Source organism: Paenirhodobacter populi (genome assembly GCF_004022215.1).
Taxonomy (GTDB): Bacteria; Pseudomonadota; Alphaproteobacteria; order Rhodobacterales; family Rhodobacteraceae; genus Rhodobacter; species Rhodobacter populi.
In genome coordinates this window covers 36,204-53,868 of the sequence record NZ_SAUZ01000022.1, presented here as the reverse complement: position 1 = coordinate 53,868, position 17,665 = coordinate 36,204, and the positions used below count along the sequence as shown (strand labels likewise).

At 64.2% G+C, this 17,665-nt stretch carries 17 protein-coding genes; 14 read left to right on the top strand and 3 right to left on the bottom strand.

Annotated elements, in window-relative coordinates; all coding sequences use genetic code 11:
• The 9 genes from rfbB (at nt 1) to D2T30_RS17415 (ending at nt 10,807) form a co-directional block, all read left to right on the top strand.
• Nucleotides 1-1,050 carry a dTDP-glucose 4,6-dehydratase gene (gene rfbB / locus D2T30_RS17455; protein ID WP_128209938.1) on the top strand — a complete coding sequence of 350 codons (1,050 nt, stop codon included), beginning with the start codon at nt 1-3 and terminating at the stop codon, nt 1,048-1,050.
• Nucleotides 1,047-1,901: a dTDP-4-dehydrorhamnose reductase gene (rfbD, locus tag D2T30_RS17450; RefSeq protein ID WP_128209937.1), complete on the top strand. Its 855-nt coding sequence runs from the start codon at nt 1,047-1,049 to the stop codon at nt 1,899-1,901. The genes rfbB and rfbD overlap by 4 nt, the downstream gene beginning before the upstream one ends.
• Nucleotides 1,898-2,782, top strand: a complete 885-nt coding sequence (gene rfbA, locus D2T30_RS17445; protein ID WP_128209936.1) for a glucose-1-phosphate thymidylyltransferase RfbA — start codon at nt 1,898-1,900, stop codon at nt 2,780-2,782. The genes rfbD and rfbA overlap by 4 nt, the downstream gene beginning before the upstream one ends.
• 152 nt (nt 2,783-2,934) lie before the next feature.
• A complete protein-coding gene (locus D2T30_RS17440; RefSeq protein WP_128209935.1) occupies nt 2,935-5,541 on the top strand; it encodes an AMP-binding protein in 2,607 nt (868 codons plus the stop codon).
• A gap of 117 nt (nt 5,542-5,658) precedes the next feature.
• Complete coding sequence (locus D2T30_RS17435; protein ID WP_128209934.1) at nt 5,659-7,113, top strand: mannose-1-phosphate guanylyltransferase/mannose-6-phosphate isomerase; 1,455 nt, start codon at nt 5,659-5,661, stop codon at nt 7,111-7,113.
• A gap of 292 nt (nt 7,114-7,405) precedes the next feature.
• A complete protein-coding gene (locus D2T30_RS17430; RefSeq protein ID WP_128209933.1) occupies nt 7,406-7,861 on the top strand; it encodes a VPLPA-CTERM sorting domain-containing protein in 456 nt (151 codons plus the stop codon).
• Between the two features lie 352 nt (nt 7,862-8,213).
• Nucleotides 8,214-8,723: a VPLPA-CTERM sorting domain-containing protein gene (locus D2T30_RS17425; RefSeq protein WP_128209932.1), complete on the top strand. Its 510-nt coding sequence runs from the start codon at nt 8,214-8,216 to the stop codon at nt 8,721-8,723.
• Nucleotides 8,724-8,836: 113 nt separating this feature from the next.
• Nucleotides 8,837-10,003 (top strand): nucleotide sugar dehydrogenase, encoded by a 1,167-nt coding sequence (locus D2T30_RS17420; protein ID WP_128209931.1) that lies wholly within the window; start codon nt 8,837-8,839, stop codon nt 10,001-10,003.
• A 558-nt stretch (nt 10,004-10,561) separates the two neighbouring features.
• Complete coding sequence (locus tag D2T30_RS17415) at nt 10,562-10,807, top strand: hypothetical protein (RefSeq protein ID WP_128209930.1); 246 nt, start codon at nt 10,562-10,564, stop codon at nt 10,805-10,807.
• 539 nt (nt 10,808-11,346) lie between these two features.
• On the opposite strand, the gene D2T30_RS17410 is transcribed toward D2T30_RS17415, so the two are convergent.
• Entirely contained in the window at nt 11,347-11,634 is a 288-nt protein-coding gene (locus tag D2T30_RS17410) for a WGR domain-containing protein (RefSeq protein ID WP_128209929.1), read from the bottom strand.
• A 228-nt stretch (nt 11,635-11,862) separates the two neighbouring features.
• Between D2T30_RS17410 and tnpB the strand changes: the two genes are divergently transcribed.
• The 5 genes from tnpB to D2T30_RS17385 all read left to right on the top strand — a co-directional run bounded on the left by tnpB (nt 11,863) and on the right by D2T30_RS17385 (nt 14,891).
• Entirely contained in the window at nt 11,863-12,405 is a 543-nt protein-coding gene (tnpB, locus tag D2T30_RS24150) for an IS66 family insertion sequence element accessory protein TnpB (RefSeq protein ID WP_394343118.1), read from the top strand.
• Nucleotides 12,315-13,397: a glycerophosphodiester phosphodiesterase family protein gene (locus tag D2T30_RS17400; protein WP_128209954.1), complete on the top strand. Its 1,083-nt coding sequence runs from the start codon at nt 12,315-12,317 to the stop codon at nt 13,395-13,397. Before tnpB ends, D2T30_RS17400 begins: the two co-directional genes overlap by 91 nt.
• A gap of 72 nt (nt 13,398-13,469) precedes the next feature.
• Nucleotides 13,470-14,135, top strand: a complete 666-nt coding sequence (locus D2T30_RS17395) for a VPLPA-CTERM sorting domain-containing protein (protein WP_128209927.1) — start codon at nt 13,470-13,472, stop codon at nt 14,133-14,135.
• 149 nt (nt 14,136-14,284) lie between these two features.
• Nucleotides 14,285-14,551, top strand: a complete 267-nt coding sequence (locus D2T30_RS17390; RefSeq protein WP_241651322.1) for an AbrB/MazE/SpoVT family DNA-binding domain-containing protein — start codon at nt 14,285-14,287, stop codon at nt 14,549-14,551.
• Entirely contained in the window at nt 14,502-14,891 is a 390-nt protein-coding gene (locus D2T30_RS17385; protein WP_128209926.1) for a type II toxin-antitoxin system death-on-curing family toxin, read from the top strand. The genes D2T30_RS17390 and D2T30_RS17385 overlap by 50 nt, the downstream gene beginning before the upstream one ends.
• 394 nt (nt 14,892-15,285) lie before the next feature.
• On the opposite strand, the gene D2T30_RS17375 is transcribed toward D2T30_RS17385, so the two are convergent.
• Complete coding sequence (locus tag D2T30_RS17375; protein WP_128209924.1) at nt 15,286-16,197, bottom strand: VPLPA-CTERM sorting domain-containing protein; 912 nt, start codon at nt 16,195-16,197, stop codon at nt 15,286-15,288.
• A 365-nt stretch (nt 16,198-16,562) separates the two neighbouring features.
• Entirely contained in the window at nt 16,563-17,648 is a 1,086-nt protein-coding gene (locus D2T30_RS17370; RefSeq protein ID WP_128209923.1) for a helix-turn-helix transcriptional regulator, read from the bottom strand.
• Nucleotides 17,649-17,665: the final 17 nt, after the last annotated feature.

The following is a 17,665-nucleotide window of genomic DNA, read 5'->3' as shown; positions in this document are numbered from 1 at the left end:
ATGAAACTTCTCGTCACCGGCGGCGCCGGCTTCATCGGGTCCGCCGTCGTCCGTCTGGCGATCGCGCGGGGACATTCGGTGGTCAATCTCGATGCGCTGACCTATGCCGCCTGCCTCGACAACGTCGCTTCGGTGGCCGACAGCCCGGATTACGCCTTCGAAAAGGCCGACATCCGCGACCGCGCGGCGCTCGACGCGGTGTTCGACAAGCACCGGCCCGATGCGGTGATGCATCTGGCTGCGGAATCCCATGTCGACCGCTCGATCGACGGGCCGGGCGACTTCATCCAGACCAACATCACCGGCACCTTCAACATGCTGGAGGCCGCGCGGCGCTACTGGACGGCGCGGGGCAAGCCGGAGGCTTTCCGTTTTCACCATATCTCGACCGACGAGGTCTTCGGTTCGCTGCCCGACGATCCGAGTGTGAAATTCACCGAGGACACGCCCTACGATCCGCGCAGCCCCTATTCGGCGTCGAAGGCATCCTCGGATCACCTGGTCCGCGCCTGGCATGAAACCTATGGCCTGCCCGTCGTGCTGACCAACTGCTCGAACAACTACGGGCCGTTCCACTTCCCGGAAAAGCTGATCCCGGTCGTCATCCTCAACGCGCTCGCGGGCAAGCCGCTGCCCATCTACGGCAACGGCGCCAATATCCGCGACTGGCTTTACGTCGAGGATCACGCCGATGCGCTGCTTCTGGTGGTGCAGAAGGGCGAGGTCGGGCGCAGCTACAACATCGGCGGCGAGAACGAGCGCACCAACCTCGAACTGGTGAAGACGCTGTGCGGCATCCTCGACGCCAAGCGCCCGAAGGCGCAGGGCAGCTACGCCGACCAGATCACCTTCGTCACCGACCGCCCCGGCCATGACGCGCGCTATGCGATCGATCCCTCGCGGATCCGCGCCGAACTCGGCTGGAAGCCCTCCGTGACGGTCGAGGAGGGGCTGGAAAAGACCGTGCAATGGTATCTCGACAACGAGCCCTGGTGGCGCGCGCTGCAAGACCGCGCGGGCGTCGGCCAACGGCTGGGGACGAAGGCATGACGATCCTCGTTTTCGGCTCCACCGGTCAGGTCGCCACCGAACTGCGCGCGCAGGAGCCGGGGGCGATCTTCCTTGGCCGCGATCGCGCCGATCTGACCGATCCCGGGGCCTGCGCCGCGGTGATCCGTGAAATCCACCCCGATGCCGTCATCAACGCCGCCGCATGGACGGCGGTGGACAAGGCCGAGGCCGAGGAAGAGGCCGCGACCGTGGTGAACGGCGCGGCCCCCGCCGCCATGGCGCGGGCGGCGGCGGAACTGGGCGTGCCTTTCGTGCAGATCTCGACCGATTACGTCTTCGACGGCACCGGCAGCGCGCCTTTCGCGCCCGATCATCCGGTGGCGCCGCTTGGCGCCTACGGGCGGTCCAAGCTTGCGGGGGAACAGGGCGTCCTCGACGCGGGCGGCATCCATGCGATCCTGCGCACGTCGTGGGTGTTTTCGGCGCATGGGGCGAATTTCGTCAAGACGATGCTGCGGCTCTCGGAGACACGCGACAGGCTGACCGTGGTGGCCGACCAGATCGGCGGGCCGACCCCCGCCCGCGCCATCGCCGAAGCCTGTCTGGCCATCGCCCGGCAGCTTGCCGCCGATCCGTCCAAGGGCGGCACCTATCATTTCTCCGGCGCGCCGGATGCGAGCTGGGCCGATTTCGCCCGCGAGATCTTCGCCCAGGCCGGCCGGGATACGGTGGTCGAGGACATCCCGACCTCGGCCTATCCGACGCCGGCGAAACGGCCGGCGAATTCGCGGCTCGACTGCACGACGACGCGCAAGGTATTCGGCATCGAGCGGCCCGACTGGCGGGCGGAACTCGCCGATGTCCTGACGCAACTGGGAGCCAAGGCATGACGAAACGCAAGGGCATCATTCTGGCGGGCGGTTCGGGCACGCGGCTTTATCCGCTGACCATGGCGGTCTCGAAACAGCTGATGCCGATCTACGACAAGCCGATGATCTACTACCCGCTCAGCGTGCTGATGCTGACCGGCATCCGCGAGGTGGCGATCATCACCACCCCCGCCGATCAGGCGCAGTTCCAGCGGCTTCTGGGCGATGGCAGCCAGTGGGGGATGGACCTGACCTGGATCGTCCAGCCCACGCCCGACGGGCTTGCGCAGGCCTATCTGCTGGCCGAGGATTTCCTCGCCGGTGCGCCTTCGGCGATGGTTCTGGGCGACAACATCTTCTTCGGGCATGACCTGCCCAAGATGCTGAAGGCGGCGGATGCCAAGGAAACCGGCGGCACCGTCTTCGGCTACCGCGTCGCCGATCCCGAACGCTACGGCGTCGTCGCCTTCGACCGCGACGGCACCGTGCGCGAGATCATCGAAAAGCCCGAGGTGCCGCCCTCGAACTACGCCGTCACCGGGCTCTATTTCCTCGACGGCGAGGCCCCCGCCCGCGCGAAGGCGGTGAAGCCCTCGCCGCGCGGCGAGCTGGAAATCGTCACCCTTCTCGAAAGCTACCTGCAGGACGGCACCCTCAACGTCGAGCAGATGGGGCGCGGCTATGCCTGGCTCGACACCGGCACGCATGCAAGCCTGCTCGACGCCGGGAATTTCGTGCGCACGCTGACGCTGCGGCAGGGCGTGCAGTCGGGCTGCCCCGAGGAAATCGCCTGGGCGCAGGGCTGGATCGACGACGAGCTGATGGCCAAACACGCCAAGACCTTCGGCAAGACCGATTACGGCCGCTATCTGGCCGGCCTGCTGCGGGAAAAGCCGCAATGACCACGGCGGCGGGGAGACGGTATCCTCCCCGCCGCGCGCCGGGACCGCCCGGCAAGGCGCCGCATGTTTCATGGCCTTCCGGGGCCTCTCCCGACGGGCCGCCGGCCCCAGCCTCCCTGCGGCGGCCTTCCTTGGAAAATCGGAATATCTGAATGGCTTACTCCCTCAAGATCACCGTTCTGGACGCGCGGAATTCGCTCGAATTCCTCGAAGAGATATTCAGGTTGTATGCGGACGGGGTCCCCTTCGCGATCTGCCGGCCGGGAACGGATCCGGCGGATTACCCCTCGTTGCAGGTGGAGCGCCAGATCGAGGTGGGCGCGGGACATGGCTGGATGCGGCCCGCCCTTGCGCCGCCCGCGGCGGGCGGACAGGACGAGGCCGCGCAGGTCGTCTTCTCCTCGGGGACCGAGGGCAAGCCGAAGGCGATCGTGCTCAGCCGCAGGGCGCTTGCCGATGTCGAGGACCGGCTGCTGTCGGTCATGCGGATCACGGACGAGATCCGGGAATATATCGGCGTGCCGGTGACCTATTCCTTCGGCCTCGGCCGGGCGCGGGTGGTGGCGCGGGCGGGGGGCGCCTTCTTCCTGCCCGAACGGTTCGATCCGGTCGAGATCCGCGACATGCTGGCGGCGGGCGAGATCAATGCCATTTCCGCCGTGCCCAGCATGTGGCGCATCCTGCTGGCGCGGCCGGAATTCCTGGGCGACCTGGGCAGCCGGGTGCGCTGGATCGAGATCGGCAGCCAATACATGTCCGCAGAGGAAAAGCTCGCCCTGCGGCGGATGTTCCCGAATGCGCGGATCGTGCAGCACTACGGCCTGACCGAGGCCTCGCGCTCGACCTTCCTCGTCATCAGCGAGGCGGATGAGGGCGTTCTCGAAAGCGTCGGCGGCCCGGTGGGCCAGACCGAGGTACGGATCGGCGACGAGGGCGCGATCTGCATCCGCGGTCCGCATCTGGCGACGGGGATGCTGTCGGCGGCGGGCGAGCTTGTGCCGCTGGCCGATGCGGACGGCTGGCTGCACACCCGCGACCGGGGCGAATTGCGGGACGGCTGGCTCTATTATCTCGGCCGGCTGGACGACCAGATCAACCTGTCGGGCATCAAGCTTTCGGCCGAGGCGATGGAAACCGAGGTGGCGGCGCTGGTGACGCTGGAGCCGGGGCATTTCGCCATCAGCTCCGTGCAGGATCCGCTGCGCGGCGAAACGATCCTGCTGGCGCATGACACGGTGGCGGCGCCGCATGCGGGGCTGTTGCAGGCGGCGCTGGTGCAGGCGCTGGCGGCGCGCGGCATCCATGCCGCAGGGCAGATCCGCATGCTGTCGGTGGAAGAGCTGCCGCGCACCGGAACCGGCAAGATCCGGCGCAAGGAACTGCGCGCGATCTGGACCGCCGAGGCCCCCGCGCAGCCGCAGTCCGGAACCCCGGATGCGGCCGCGGACAGCAGCCTCACGCCCGCGCAGGAACGCATCGCCGAAGTCTGGCGCAGCGTCCTCGGGCCGGCGGATCTGCACCCGGAAAGCGGCTTTTACGATGTCGGCGGCGATTCCCTTGGCGCGATGCAGATCGGCCTGGCGATGGAATCGCATTTCCCCCGCCCCGTTGTGCGCGCGACGCTCGAGGGGCGCAGCCTTGCCGACATTGCCCGGATGCTGGAGGCGGAGGGTGAAACCAGCCCCGCTGCCGAGGGCGCCGGCCTTCCCTCCCGCACCGTCAAGAGCTGGGGCGTCAATGTCGCGCGCGGCTTCATGGTGATCACGGTGCTGATGTCGCACTGGATGCCGGGGGTCTGGGAGCGTGCCGTCCCGGGCCTGCATTACGACCCGCTGGCCTTCATTTCACGCATGGGAACGCCGGGCTTCGCGATCGTCTTCGGGCTGGGCATCGCGTGCTTCATGCTCGACGGCTATCCGAAGAACCGCTTTTCGGTGCGGCGGCGTCTGCAATTCTCGCTGCTGTTCGTCTTTCTGGCCATGCTGGCGATCGCCTTCATCTATCAGATCCTGAGAACGGCCAACGGCCTGCCGCTGACAGGGCGGAGTTGGGGCGAGGCCTTCTTCAACGTGCTCAGCTTCTATTTCCTGGCGCTGGCGACCATGCCGCTGTGGCTGCGCCTGCTGCATGGCCGCATCCTGCCGGTGATCGCCGTGGGGATCCCGGGGCTGTGGCTGCTGTGGCTGGTGGCCGAGCGGCTGATCGGCCATGACCACTGGGAAAACCCGCTGGAATGGGCGCGCCTGGTGATCGTGGCGAAATACAGCTACCTGCCGATGATGGCGCTGGTGCTGGCGGGGGTCGCGCTTGGCAGCTGGATGATGCAGGCGACGGACATCCGCCGCTTTGTCCGGCAGGCCACCTTGGGCGGGGTGCTGCTGCTGGGATGCGGGCTGGTGATGCTGATCGAGATCCAGGGCCCCGGGGTGCTGATCAACCGCGAGGATCCCCTGTGGTTCAGCCTGCTCGGCGCGCTGATCTATGCCGGGTTCACGACGCTGCTGCTGGCGGTCGCCGTCCGGGCGCTGGAACGCTGGCAGGAACTGCCGGGGCCGCTGCAGCTGCTGGCGCGGGGGCTGATCCTGCTGGGGGGGCTGGCGCTGCCGGTCTTCGCGCTGCACGAACTGGTCATTCCGCTGAAGAACCTGCTGCTTCTGTCCGGGCTTCCGGGACCTGTGGCGCTGGCCCTGCCGCTGGTGGTTTTCGCGGCGGCGATCGGCTACGGGATGCGGCGGCTCAACCAGATGTACTTCCAATGACCCGATGCCTTCCCCGGCGGACAGGCACCCGTTTTCCGCCGCCGCAGCAAGGTCGAGGCTGGACAAAGCCCGCCTTTGCTGTTGTCCTTCCCGTAAACAATCCATAGCAGTTGTTCCATGACATCCTCCATCACTCCCGTCATTCTCGCCGGTGGGTCCGGCACCCGCCTCTGGCCGCTCTCGCGCAAGTCCTATCCCAAGCAGTTCACCCGTCTGGTGGGCGAACAGACGCTGTTCCAGGCTTCGGCGCTGCGCATGGCGGGACGTGAAAACGGGCTGGCGTTCCAGCCCCCGGTGGTGCTGACCAATTCGGATTTCCGCTTCATCGTCACCGAACAGCTGGCCGAGGTTGGCATCGACCCCGGCGCGGTCATCATCGAGCCCGAGGGCCGCAACACCGGCCCCGCGGTTCTGGCGGCGGCGCTGCACCTGCTGAAGACCGACCCCGGGGCGGTGATGCTGGTCGCGCCCTCGGATCACGTGATCCCGGATGCGGCGGCCTTCCATGCCGCGGTGACCCAGGGGCTGGCCGCGGTCGCCGCCGGCAATCTCGTCACTTTCGGGATCCAGCCCGACCGGGCGGAAACCGGCTATGGCTATCTGGAGCTGACCGCGCAGCCCGACGGCTCCGGCGCGCCGGTGAAGCTGGCCCGGTTCGTGGAAAAACCCGACGCGGCCCGCGCGGCCGAGATGCTGGCCGACGGCAGCTACCTGTGGAACGCGGGCATCTTCCTGTTCCGCGCGCAGGATATCGTCGCGGCCTTCGAGGCCCATGCCCCGGACCTCTGCGCCCCGGTCAAGGCCGCGGTGGACGAAGCACAGGCCGATCTGGGCTTCCTGCGACTCGCCCCCGGCCCGTGGGAGCAGGCGAAAGACATCTCCATCGACTATGCGGTGATGGAAAAGGCCCCGAACCTGTCGGTCGTGCCCTTCGCGGCGGGCTGGTCGGATCTGGGCGGCTGGGATGCCGTCTGGCGCGAAGGCACGCAGGACGACAACGGCGTCGGCCTGTCGGGCGCGGCGACGGCGATCGACTGCACCGACACGCTGCTGCGGTCGGACAGCGCGAATCTCGAGGTCGTGGGGATCGGGCTCGACAACATCATCGCCGTGGCGATGAACGACGCCGTCCTGATCGCCGACATGTCGCGCGCGCAGGACGTCAAGAAGGCGGTCGAGGCGCTGAAGGCCAAGCAGGCCGCGCAGGCGACGCAGTTCCCGATGGATCACCGCCCCTGGGGCTGGTTCGAGAGCCTGGTCATCGGCGACCGTTTCCAGGTCAAGCGCATCCATGTCCATCCGGGCGCCGCGCTGAGCCTGCAAAGCCACTTCCACCGTTCCGAGCACTGGATCGTGGTCGAGGGCACGGCCCGCGTCACCATCGACGACGAGGTGAAGCTGGTGACGGAAAACCAGTCCGTCTACATTCCGCTCGGCGCGGTGCACCGGATGGAAAACCCGGGCAAGGTGCCGATGGTGCTGATCGAAGTGCAGACCGGCACCTATCTGGGCGAGGACGACATCATCCGCTACGAGGACGTCTATTCCCGCGGACAGGGCGCCAAGGGCTGATCCGCGCGGCGGAACCGCATCGCAGAATCGATTCTCCCCGGCCCCGGAAATCCGGGACCGGAAGGGGGCCCCCGCGGGAGGGATTTCTTTCCGTGAAGCCTCACGAATGTGCTAACGAAGCTTTCACTGCTCCATTGATAACGATTTGGTAATCTGTTAAAAGATCTTTACCGATCATGTGATCGGCATGTTACGCAGGCCTTTTGGATGCTTGCTTGTCAAGATTAAGCCGGTATTTTCAAGGCAGTAACAGTATATGTGACCTCCCCCCGTGGATTGTGAGGATTGGGTAATGAGCATTAAAACATATCTCGCGGCGACTGCCGTGGCGCTGCTTCCTGCCGTTGCTGGCGCAGCGACCATCAATGAAGGCGGAAACGGCTTCTACTATTACAACGCGGATTACACCGAAACCTGGTTTGCCGCAGGCAAGACCTGGAAAATCACCGACTTCGATTTCGCCTCTGCTGCTGGCGCGGCCTTCCTGACCGTCTATGTGGACGGCATCAGCTACGCTTGGGAAAACATCGGCGTCGGCACCACGAACACCCTGTCGATTCCGGATTTCACGGTTTCCGACTCGTTCTCGATCTTTGTTGACTACCTCGGGAACGGCACTCCGCCGCAGTTCGCCCTCGGCACCTATTCGTTCAACGCGAGCGTGGTTCCGGTTCCGGCTGCAGGCGTCCTGCTGCTCTCGGCTCTGGCCGGTCTGGGCATCGCTGCGCGCCGCAACAAGAAGGCCTGAACGCTCTTCCGTTCTTCGACGGCACAATCCAGAACGGATCGACTCGACTGCCGCCCCCCACCGGGGCGGCAGTTTGCATTTCCGGAGGCGGGTCGTCTGGCCTTGCCGCGGTGCGGAGGGCTGTGCAAAAGAGAGGGGATTCGCCCCCGGACGGGTCCGGAGTGGGTGGAATCTCACGGATGATCAAGAAAACGGCACCCCTACTGCGACAGATTGATCTCTTTTAAGAAAAAATGCTGCGGTTGAGAAAACTAACGCTGAACTCCTCCTATGCGTGTGCTACATAGTAAAGAGCGCGTTAAATCGCGTGTGAACGTATAACCCTCTAACCGCTCCCAAAGGCTAGATTATCATGAACATGAAAGCAGTTCTTTCTGCAGCCACCGTGGCGCTGGCCCTCCCGCTCGCCGCTGAGGCCGCCACCGTGAACCTCAACGAAGGCTTCAACTACGCCTACACGACGCTGGCCACCAGCACCACCGCCAGCTACACCTATGACGTGGCTGAAGGCACCACCTGGAATATCAGCGATATCTCCTTCACGGCGAACGGCGCCTATTCCAACATCTCGCTGATCACCATCACCGTGGCCAACGGCGGTGTGGTCGAAACGTACGGCGAGTGGATTCCGGGCGCTGGCACGACCGCGACCCTGTCGGCTTTGGGCTTCACCACCTCGAGCGACTTCACCATCGAGTACACCTACGCGGCCGGCGGCACGGCTCCGGTTCTGGTCAACCACATGTTCACTGCGACCGAAGTTCCGGACGTCCCGGCTGTTCCGGTTCCGGCCGCGGGCATCCTGCTCGTCTCGGCTCTGGCCGGTCTGGGCATCGCGAAGCGTCGCGCGAAGAAGGCCTGAGCCTCGCGCAACCCTGAAAATCAGCTGCCGCCCCCACTGGGCGGCAGTTTCTTTTTGTGCTTCTATGACCCGGCGCAACCCCATCTTTGCGCAGGCAATATCAGGATGACGGAATGAAAATCGCTGTTGCCGGGATCGGCTATGTTGGGCTTTCGAATGCGATCCTGCTCGCGCAGCACAACCAGGTGGTGGCCCTCGACCTTTCGGCCGAGCGGGTCGCCCTGGTGAACGCGCGCAAGAGTCCGATCGTCGACCGCGAGGTCGAGGACTATCTGGCGCATCACGATCTGAACCTGCACGCCACCACCTCGCCCGAGGAAGCCTATAGCGGCGCGGATTACGTCATCGTCTCGACGCCGACGAATTACGATCCGGTCTCGAACCAGTTCGACACCCGCTCGGTCGAGGCGGTCATCCGCGACGTGAACCGGATCCAGCCCTCGGCGACGATCGTGATCAAATCGACGATTCCCGTGGGCTATACCGCTGAAATCAACGCCGAAATGGGCTGTTCCAACGTGATCTTCAGCCCCGAGTTCCTGCGCGAGGGCAAGGCGCTCTACGACAACCTGCATCCTTCGCGGATCGTGGTGGGCGAAAAATCGGAACGCGCCCGGATCTTCGCCGATCTGCTGAAGGGCGGCGCGATCAAGGAAGACATCCCCGTCATCTTCTGCGGTTCGGCCGAGGCCGAGGCGATCAAGCTTTTCGCCAATACCTATCTTGCGCTGCGGGTCGCCTATTTCAACGAACTCGACAGCTATGCGCTGGCAAGCGGGCTCGACAGCCGCGCGATCATCGAGGGCGTGGGCTACGATCCCCGCATCGGGACGCATTACAACAACCCCTCCTTCGGCTATGGCGGCTACTGCCTGCCCAAGGACACCAAGCAGCTGCTGGCGAATTACGACAACGTGCCGCAGAACCTGATCCGCGCCGTGGTCGAGGCGAACCGCACCCGCAAGGATTTCATCGCCGAGCAGATCATCGCGCGGCGCCCGAAGGTCGTCGGCGTCTACCGGCTGGTGATGAAGGCGGGCTCGGACAACTTCCGCCACAGCTCGATCCAGGGGATCATGAAGCGGATCAAGGCGAAGGGTATCGAGGTCATCGTCTATGAGCCTGCCTTGCAGGAAGACGACTTCTACAACAGTCGGGTCGAGCGCGATCTGGCGGCCTTCAAGGCGGAAAGCGACGTGATCCTGTCGAACCGGATGACCGGGGATCTGGCCGATGTGAAGGACAAGGTCTTCACCCGCGACCTGTTCGGCTCGGACTGACGCGGCATCGAAGTCCGGGGCCCCCACAAGTGGGGCTCCGCCATATTCTGCATTGCCATATTAGGGGATCTTCGCCGGCACCCGTTCGTCAGTGCCGGGTTTCCGGAGCTTGAAGGGGCCAGGGTTGCGGTTTCCTGCGTTCCATCAAGGCATCGGATCCGCGATGCCGTCGGTATTCTTCTTACTCACGATAATGGCATCTTATCGTAAGCAATGAGGATCGCCAGAAGAATGCGTTATAAGCCGCGTATGTTGTATATAGTGCGGCTTGATATACGTATATGCAGATTCTACAATATGAATTGTGCTGGAGAGAAAATTCGGCTTCGGCGTGATTCCCGGTCCGCGGTCGTGGTGCACGGATGCTGAGACGACCGTCACAGATCCGTCCCGCGAGCCCGTTTCGCCTCACGGCTTCCGGAGAAGCCAGCCTGCCGTGCCGCCCACGCATATTGCCCGGGCAGAGGAAGCCGAGCACGCATTCCCTGCGTGAACTGATCCGCATCCCGATGCGGTGGGTGATGGCTCTGATCTACTTCTGCTTCGTCATGAGGCAGTATGGCGCCGACGCGGATCAAGGCTCCGGGCGTGCAGAGAAACCTGATGATCGACTTGCTCGGGGGCGATCCCGTTCATCTCGCGCAGACAGAACGTCTATACCAGTTGGACGCCCTGCACATGATCCGGCTCGACGGGCAGGGCCCGGATTTTGCGGGCAACCTGCAAATGCTTCCGGGCCTCGCCCCCCGTTCCACAGCGCCGCCCGATCCTGCCGCCATGTGGGCGCATGGGGCGAGGCGATGATTTCGACGTATCGACGCCGCCTCGCGCCCGATACCTTTCTTGTGTTACCAGGTTCGAAGCTGCCGACGCCCTCGCAAACACGTCCCGTCCCGGCCACCGAAGACAGCCGCGGCAAGATATGGTTCCCGCTGGCGGGGCAATGGCCGATACAACAGATACCCTCATCATGCCCCCCCCTGGTAACGATGAGTGGTAACGGCCTCAGTGTAGACGGCGACGATCCCCCGCGCTTCACCCAATTGGGTGAGATCCCATGCTCAGATGGCGAAAAAATTGCGGAAAACTTCGCCTGACAGGCATTCAAGCCGGATGATCGCCACGGTGCGTTCCGCTCCGGGTTGCACTGCATGTCACCAGCTGCGGCTTCAAGGCAGGCATCCCGTCTGCGGCCAGAGTCTCGTCAAATGCCAATTCCCCAGACGAGCAACCAGGATCGCGATCGATCTGGGACCAGAGCCAGATCGGGGAACCCGAAGGCCCTTGATCCGATCACAGGCAACAGGCCCGTGTGTTTCCAGATACGAGGTTTCCGGGTCAATTCAGGAGGACGGTTCGACATCGGATCGCCCTCCCGCCATGGCTTCCGCAGAGCGATAGCCGCGCCGCCGCTTTGTCCGGATCAGCTTGTCGAGAGCGTCATCGGCCTGATCGGCCTCATCAAAGGTTTCGATCCGCATCCGGCCGGACGAGCCGATCCGGCCCCAGTTGCGGATCACCGATATGCCACCGAACAGCGTCGGCTGAACCGATGCGGCATAGAAACGGCGCATATTGCATCCGGTATCTATCCGCAGAAGGTGAAATGATCTGTGATCGTCCTGTTGCATAGTGAGAGTCTCGCATCCCGGAATGGGGCAGGTCCAATGACTTTCCTGAATCGAAACAGCTGCCTCGATTCAGATTGGTGATGAAACTCGCGGTCATTTCTTTCGCAAGCAGGTCGGGATCTGCATCATCCCGATAATCTGATACGAAGCCTGAGCCTGCGTGCTACCGCACGACGCCGTGGAACGCCTGGCGCCTCAGATGCGCCGGCCGGCTTCACTCCGTTGGTGATGGCCAGTCCAGAGGCTGGGGTGGAAGGGGGGCAACCGGAGCGACAGACGGACGACGCCGGGATCCAGATCACGCTAACGAATGGGCGGCGCATGATGATCCCGGCCGCCGCACTGTTCCCTTTTCATGTTGCCGCGATGATTGCCTTTCCCGTCGGGGTGAAGGTCTGGATCGCGGGTGGCATCGCGGACGTGCGGTGCGGGAGGAACAGCCTCGTGCTGAAGGTTCGGGGATTGCGTCGTGATCCGCATGGCGGCGCGCTCTTCTGCTTCCGCGGCCGCAAGGGTGACCTGATCCAGGTTCTCTGCCGAAGGGGGTCATGGCGGCGACGGGCTGACATGGTTTCTTATAATAAGTTCAACATTACAGTCACTTATGCGTCACATTCCTGCCGTAGTCGCCGCTTCAGTGGAAATTTTTCCGCTGGATTAAGCATATCAGGGACGAACTCATGCAGAAATCGACGCTTCTCTGCGCTGCGGCTCTTGCCGCGGCCGCCGGGACCCTTTCCACCGCGGATGCGGCGGTCTTCAATACGCTGACGGGCGATGCGCCCATCGTCATCGCGCATCGCGGCGCCTCTGCCTATGTTTCGGAGAATACCCTTGCCAGCACCGAGATGGCGCTGGACATGGCCGCGCCCTATGTCGAAAACGATGTGCAGATGACCAAGGACGGCGTGCTCGTGGTGATGCACGATGGCACCCTGGATCGCACCACCAACATCGAAAACCTCTATGAACGCCGCAATGGCGGCTACAATGTCGCGGATTTCACCCTGGCGGAAATCAAGCAGCTGACGGTCGATACGAAGATCAACACCGGCTACGATTTCCTGCTGTCGGGCGACAAGGCCTATGAGGTTCCCACCTTCGCGGAACAGCTTGATCTGATCAGCACCTACAACGCGGCGAATGGCACCGAATACGGCATTCTCATTGAAGGCAAATACGGGTTCAACGCGGACACCAACCGCGCGGTGATGGAGACCCTGAAGGAGAAAGGCTACACCACCGCCGACAAGGCGATGATCCAGTCGTTCGATTTCGGCAATGTCTTCGACTACGCCCTTCTGGAAGACGAACTCGGCATGGATCTCGGCATCGCGCAACTGGGCGATGCCAGCTGGAATGGCTACGCCTGGACGGTGAGCAATCTGATCTCGCTGCAGAACATGGCCCAGTATACCGATACCGTCGCGATCAGCTACGGTTCACTGTCGCAAGCGTTCATCGAGGCGGCGCATGATCTGGGACTGTCCGTCTACGGCTGGACCTTCCGTCCGTCGGATCTGGAGGCGGCGGAATCCCTGATGGCGAGCTTCCTCGACTGGGGTCTCGACGGTTTCATCACCGACAATCCCGACCTCGTCGACGCGGCGATCGGCGCCACGACCAGCTTCGCTGCGGCGCAGATGTTCCTGATGGCCGAAGACTCGCTGCCTGCGGTTCCGGTTCCGGCGGCCCTGCCGCTGCTGTGCACCGGCCTTGGCGCATTGGCGCTGCTGCGCCGGCGTCGCGCCCGGGCTGCCTGAGCCTTCCAACGAAACCGGGCGCCCTGAACCCGGGCGTCCCTTCACCCTGCATACCCTGACTGGAGCACACAGATGCTGAAATCCATTCTGCCCTGCGGCCTTGCGATGCTGGCCTTCGGCATGGCCGCGATGCCCGCCGCGGCGGCCACCGAAAACCTCATCGTCAACGGCACTTTCGACGACTTCACCACCGGCTGGATCGGCAACTACCAGATCCGCAGCAACGATCCGGTGATCGACACGGGGTCCTACTTCTTCCCCGGGGCCGGCGCTTTCCACATGATCTATCAGAACTACACGCTGACGGATACGGATCTGGCCAGCCTGTGGGATACCGGCCTCAGCTATACCCTGTCGGCGGATCTGTTCGGCTGGCACAGCCAGCAGGATCGCGGCACGCTTTCGGTGTTCTTCCTTGATGGGGAAGGCGACCGGATCACCAGCTCGACGCTGATGTCCTCGACCCTCTACGATGGCTGGTGGGATACGGAAATCACCGCCGGCGGCAAATATTACCAGTCGGTTTCCGGCCTCGTGCCGACGGACACGATGACGCTGCAATTCGTGATTTCCTCGACCCGGATCGGCGGCGGCACGAACAACGACGGCTATATCGACAACGCCTCCTTCACGATGGCCGAACTTCCCGCCGTGCCGCTTCCGGCGGGGCTGCCGCTGCTTGGTTCGGGGCTGGTTGTCCTGGCCGGTCTGCGCGGCCTGCGCCGCCGCCGCTCGTAAGAGCCCTGCGCCCCTCCTCCCTGCCGCTGGCGCGGCAGGGAGACTGCCAGCCCCCCGATCCCGGCCGGGCCAACGATCCGTCCTGAGGTTTTCTCCGGCATTGTTCCGCCGCTTCGTGCGTATATGCGGATGTATTCATGGGGGGCCGCATGATCGAGACGAGAATCCGCAAGGTGGGGAACATCGCCGTCATGACCCTGACGGCGGAAATGCTGACCATCCTTGATGCGAAGGAAGGCGACACCCTCTTCGTGGTGCGCGGAGACGACGGAAGAAGGTCCTGGCGCATGATCCCACGCTGGCCGATGCCCTGGCCGCGGCGGAGGTGGTCATGGACGGGAACCGCGATCTGCTTCAGGCTCTGGCGTGACACCCCCGGTCTGGGTTCCTCTTCGCGCGATCGTCATCATCCATGACCGGCAGATTTCCCGGCACGGCGGGGCGCCGGGCTTGCGGGACATGGCCCTGCTCGAGATGGGATGCGCCCGGCCGATGAACCTTGCCGCCTATACGGAAGCGGATAGCGCATCGGTTGCGGCGGCCTATGCCCTCGACCTGTCGAAGGCGCATGCTTTCGTCGATGGCAACAAGCGCACGGCCTTCGTGACCGCCCTGACGTTCCTGCGGCTCAATGGCCTTGGCTTCCGCCCGATGCCGGCGGAAGGGGTGCGCATGATGGAAGATCTGGCATCCGGCGCGGTTGACGAGCCCCGGTTCGCTGACTGGTTGCGGGCGGGGATGCATCCGCTGCTGTGAAGGAAGAGTTATAAATGAAGCGCTGAAGCGACGTGGCTCTCTGCTGATCTGGTTGGACCAAAATATGGGGTGGCTGGTCCCGAAGGCTCACCCGATGAACAGATGGGGTGGGGCTTTCGGTCTGTCGCGGATTGTCCGCAGTGAAAGCGGCGGGCGCTTGGGTCGGAGGGAAGGCCGGGAATGAAGCAATCTCCGGTCGTTCGATCCCGCGGCACTGCCGATGGGCTGGCGCGCGGCCAGATGACGGACGGGGCGGGCATGCGGCGTCGGCGTCCGGACCTCACCAGACAGATGCCGACGCCGCCCCACGCCTTTCCCGGTCGACGCGGCGGGGGTCAGAGCGCGGGGAGGTTCCCGCGAACAGAACCGGGCCGTCATCACCGGGAAAGGGCATTCACGCGGCCCGGCGCTTCATCCGGCGCAGACCGAAGAGCGCGACGAGACCGGAAAGGATGAGCGGCGCCCCGGCCGGAAGCGGCACCGCCGGGAGAGGGTCAAGGATCGCGGGATTGCTCAGAAAACCGGGCGTTACCGGCGTGGCCGTGAGATCGCCGGTGGTCGCGAACATGAAGGATGCCGTATGGGACGCGTCCAGAAACGCGGCCGTGGACATCGTGCCCAAACCTGCGACGAATGAAAAGATGAAAGATTGCAATGCATTGTCGGCGTTCCTGATGTCGACGCTCGCCACAAGCAGATGATCCGTCACGGAACCGGACTTGCTGAACGCGTCGTACGCTCCGGAAGCGACGCTCTCCGGTGTTCCGTTGATATCGAAGATGAAATCATCACGTCCCTGATCGTAGTGGTTCTCGGTACGATAGGTGAGAAGTTCAAATATGAACGCGCCTGAATGGGTGAACGACCATGAGGCATCGATCAGGGCATAGACGGTGAAAGTGCCCGTTCCCGTCAGCAGGAACTGTTCTGCGATGGAAAGCCCTGCCGAGATAGCAGGTCCCGGCGACACGTCGCCCGGCGCTCCGGTCCGGTCGAGGCGAAGATCGGCCTTGATTTCGCCCGTCGTGGTATTGGCGGACATGTTCGCCGAAAACGACCCGGATCCCCATGCTCCTGTGGCATATCTTTGTTCGGATATGCTCAGATGGCTGTCGGTTGTTGTATGAATGGGAATGCGAACAATCTCTTGGGTCGCGTGTTCCACGAGGCCGGTAGTGGCAGATAGAGAAGCCTGGATCGTCGCCGCTTGCGCCGCCTGAACCGGCAGGAAGGCGATGGACAGGGCCGCCACGGAGGGAAGCGCAGGCAGGCAGGTCAGGGCAATGGCTGCGGCAATCTTCTTCATGCTGAAATCTCCGGTGAATCTGGTGAGGGAGTTTCAACTTATCGGGGCCCGTCCAGCCTGCATTCACCCCGGGGGGTGAAAAGATGAAAAAAGGGATCGCATTTCGGCCCTTGTCCCGCGTTCTGGGCGGGATGCCGGGCGGTCGGGCGCAGCGGAGCCTTGCGTCCGGGCTGCCGCGCGCGCATCCCGGACGTTCCGCACAGGCCCTTTGCCCCGCAGCGGGGATCGCCGAAGCCGGCCTGCATGACCGGGCGGCCAGGGTCTTTCACGGAGAGGGGGCCTTGCTGTCGCGCGCCAATGCGGCCCGAAAGGACCGGGGCGGGAAAGCCTCGGCGAGGGGCCATGATCCCGGCGACAACGACCGTTCAGCAGGTCATTCCGGATACCAGCCGCAGCAGATCCGCCTCGCCGCGGGCGCCGGTCTTGGAATAGAGGCTCTTCACCTGCGTGCGGATCGTTTCGCGGGAACGTCCGGCCTCGCGCGCGATGTCCGCGATCGACTTGCCGGCGATCAGGCCGGTGAGGGCACGGATCTCGGACCCGGTCAGGCCGTAGGAGCGGGAGAACTGATCGAGATCGAAGAACCGCCCCGCGCCGGTCATCGGCTCCATGGTCAGGCAGACGCCGGGTCCCTCGAAGATGCTGCGCTCCCGCTCCCCTTCCATGCGGATCAGGGTCACGAGCATGTCGCCCACCATCAGGCGCTGATGCGCCGGCCCGTCGTAGCGGCGCGTCAGCATGGCGCTCAGCAGGGATTGCGCCATCGGGTCGGACAGCCGCAGCCGCCCGGCCGGGTCGAGCCCGACATCGCGCCCGAACATGCGCCGCGCCAGATCGGAACAGGTCCGGATCCGCCGGCCGTTGCCCACCACCACCATGCCCATGTGCAGCGCGTCGAAGAAGGTGGCCCCCAGCTCGGTGGTCTGCGCGGCGAAACTGGTGCGGCGGTAGAATTCCCCGGCCCGCATCAGATGCGGCGCGATGCGGTTGAGCCGCTGCGCCAGCGGCAGCAATTCGTCCTCGACCGCCCTCGGCGTCATCAGCGAAACGATGAGCGAACGTTCCCCCTCGCGGTCCACGCCGATCCCGATCGCTGAGCGCGTCTCGATCGGGCGCAGGAAATCCGTGTAGAATTCCGACCGTTCGAGCATATGGCCCGGCACGTTCCTTTCGACCACATTCGCTGCGCCGGTCGGGTCCGCCTGGCAATATTTCACCCAGGGGCTGATGTGGTGGTAATAGGTCGCATAATCGGCGACGTCCCCGACGCTGCGGCCGCTGACCAACCCCACGCTGGCTTCGCCATTCGCAAGGTCATTGGCGTGAAGGACCGACCAGCACCCCGGCGCCATCCGCGTCAGGCGGTCGAGGAAATCCTGCCAGCTGCTTTCGCCAAGCAACGAGGCATAGATCAATTCTATGAGGTCGCTGTCTTCAGCCTGGGTCTGCATGCCTGCTGATCAATGTG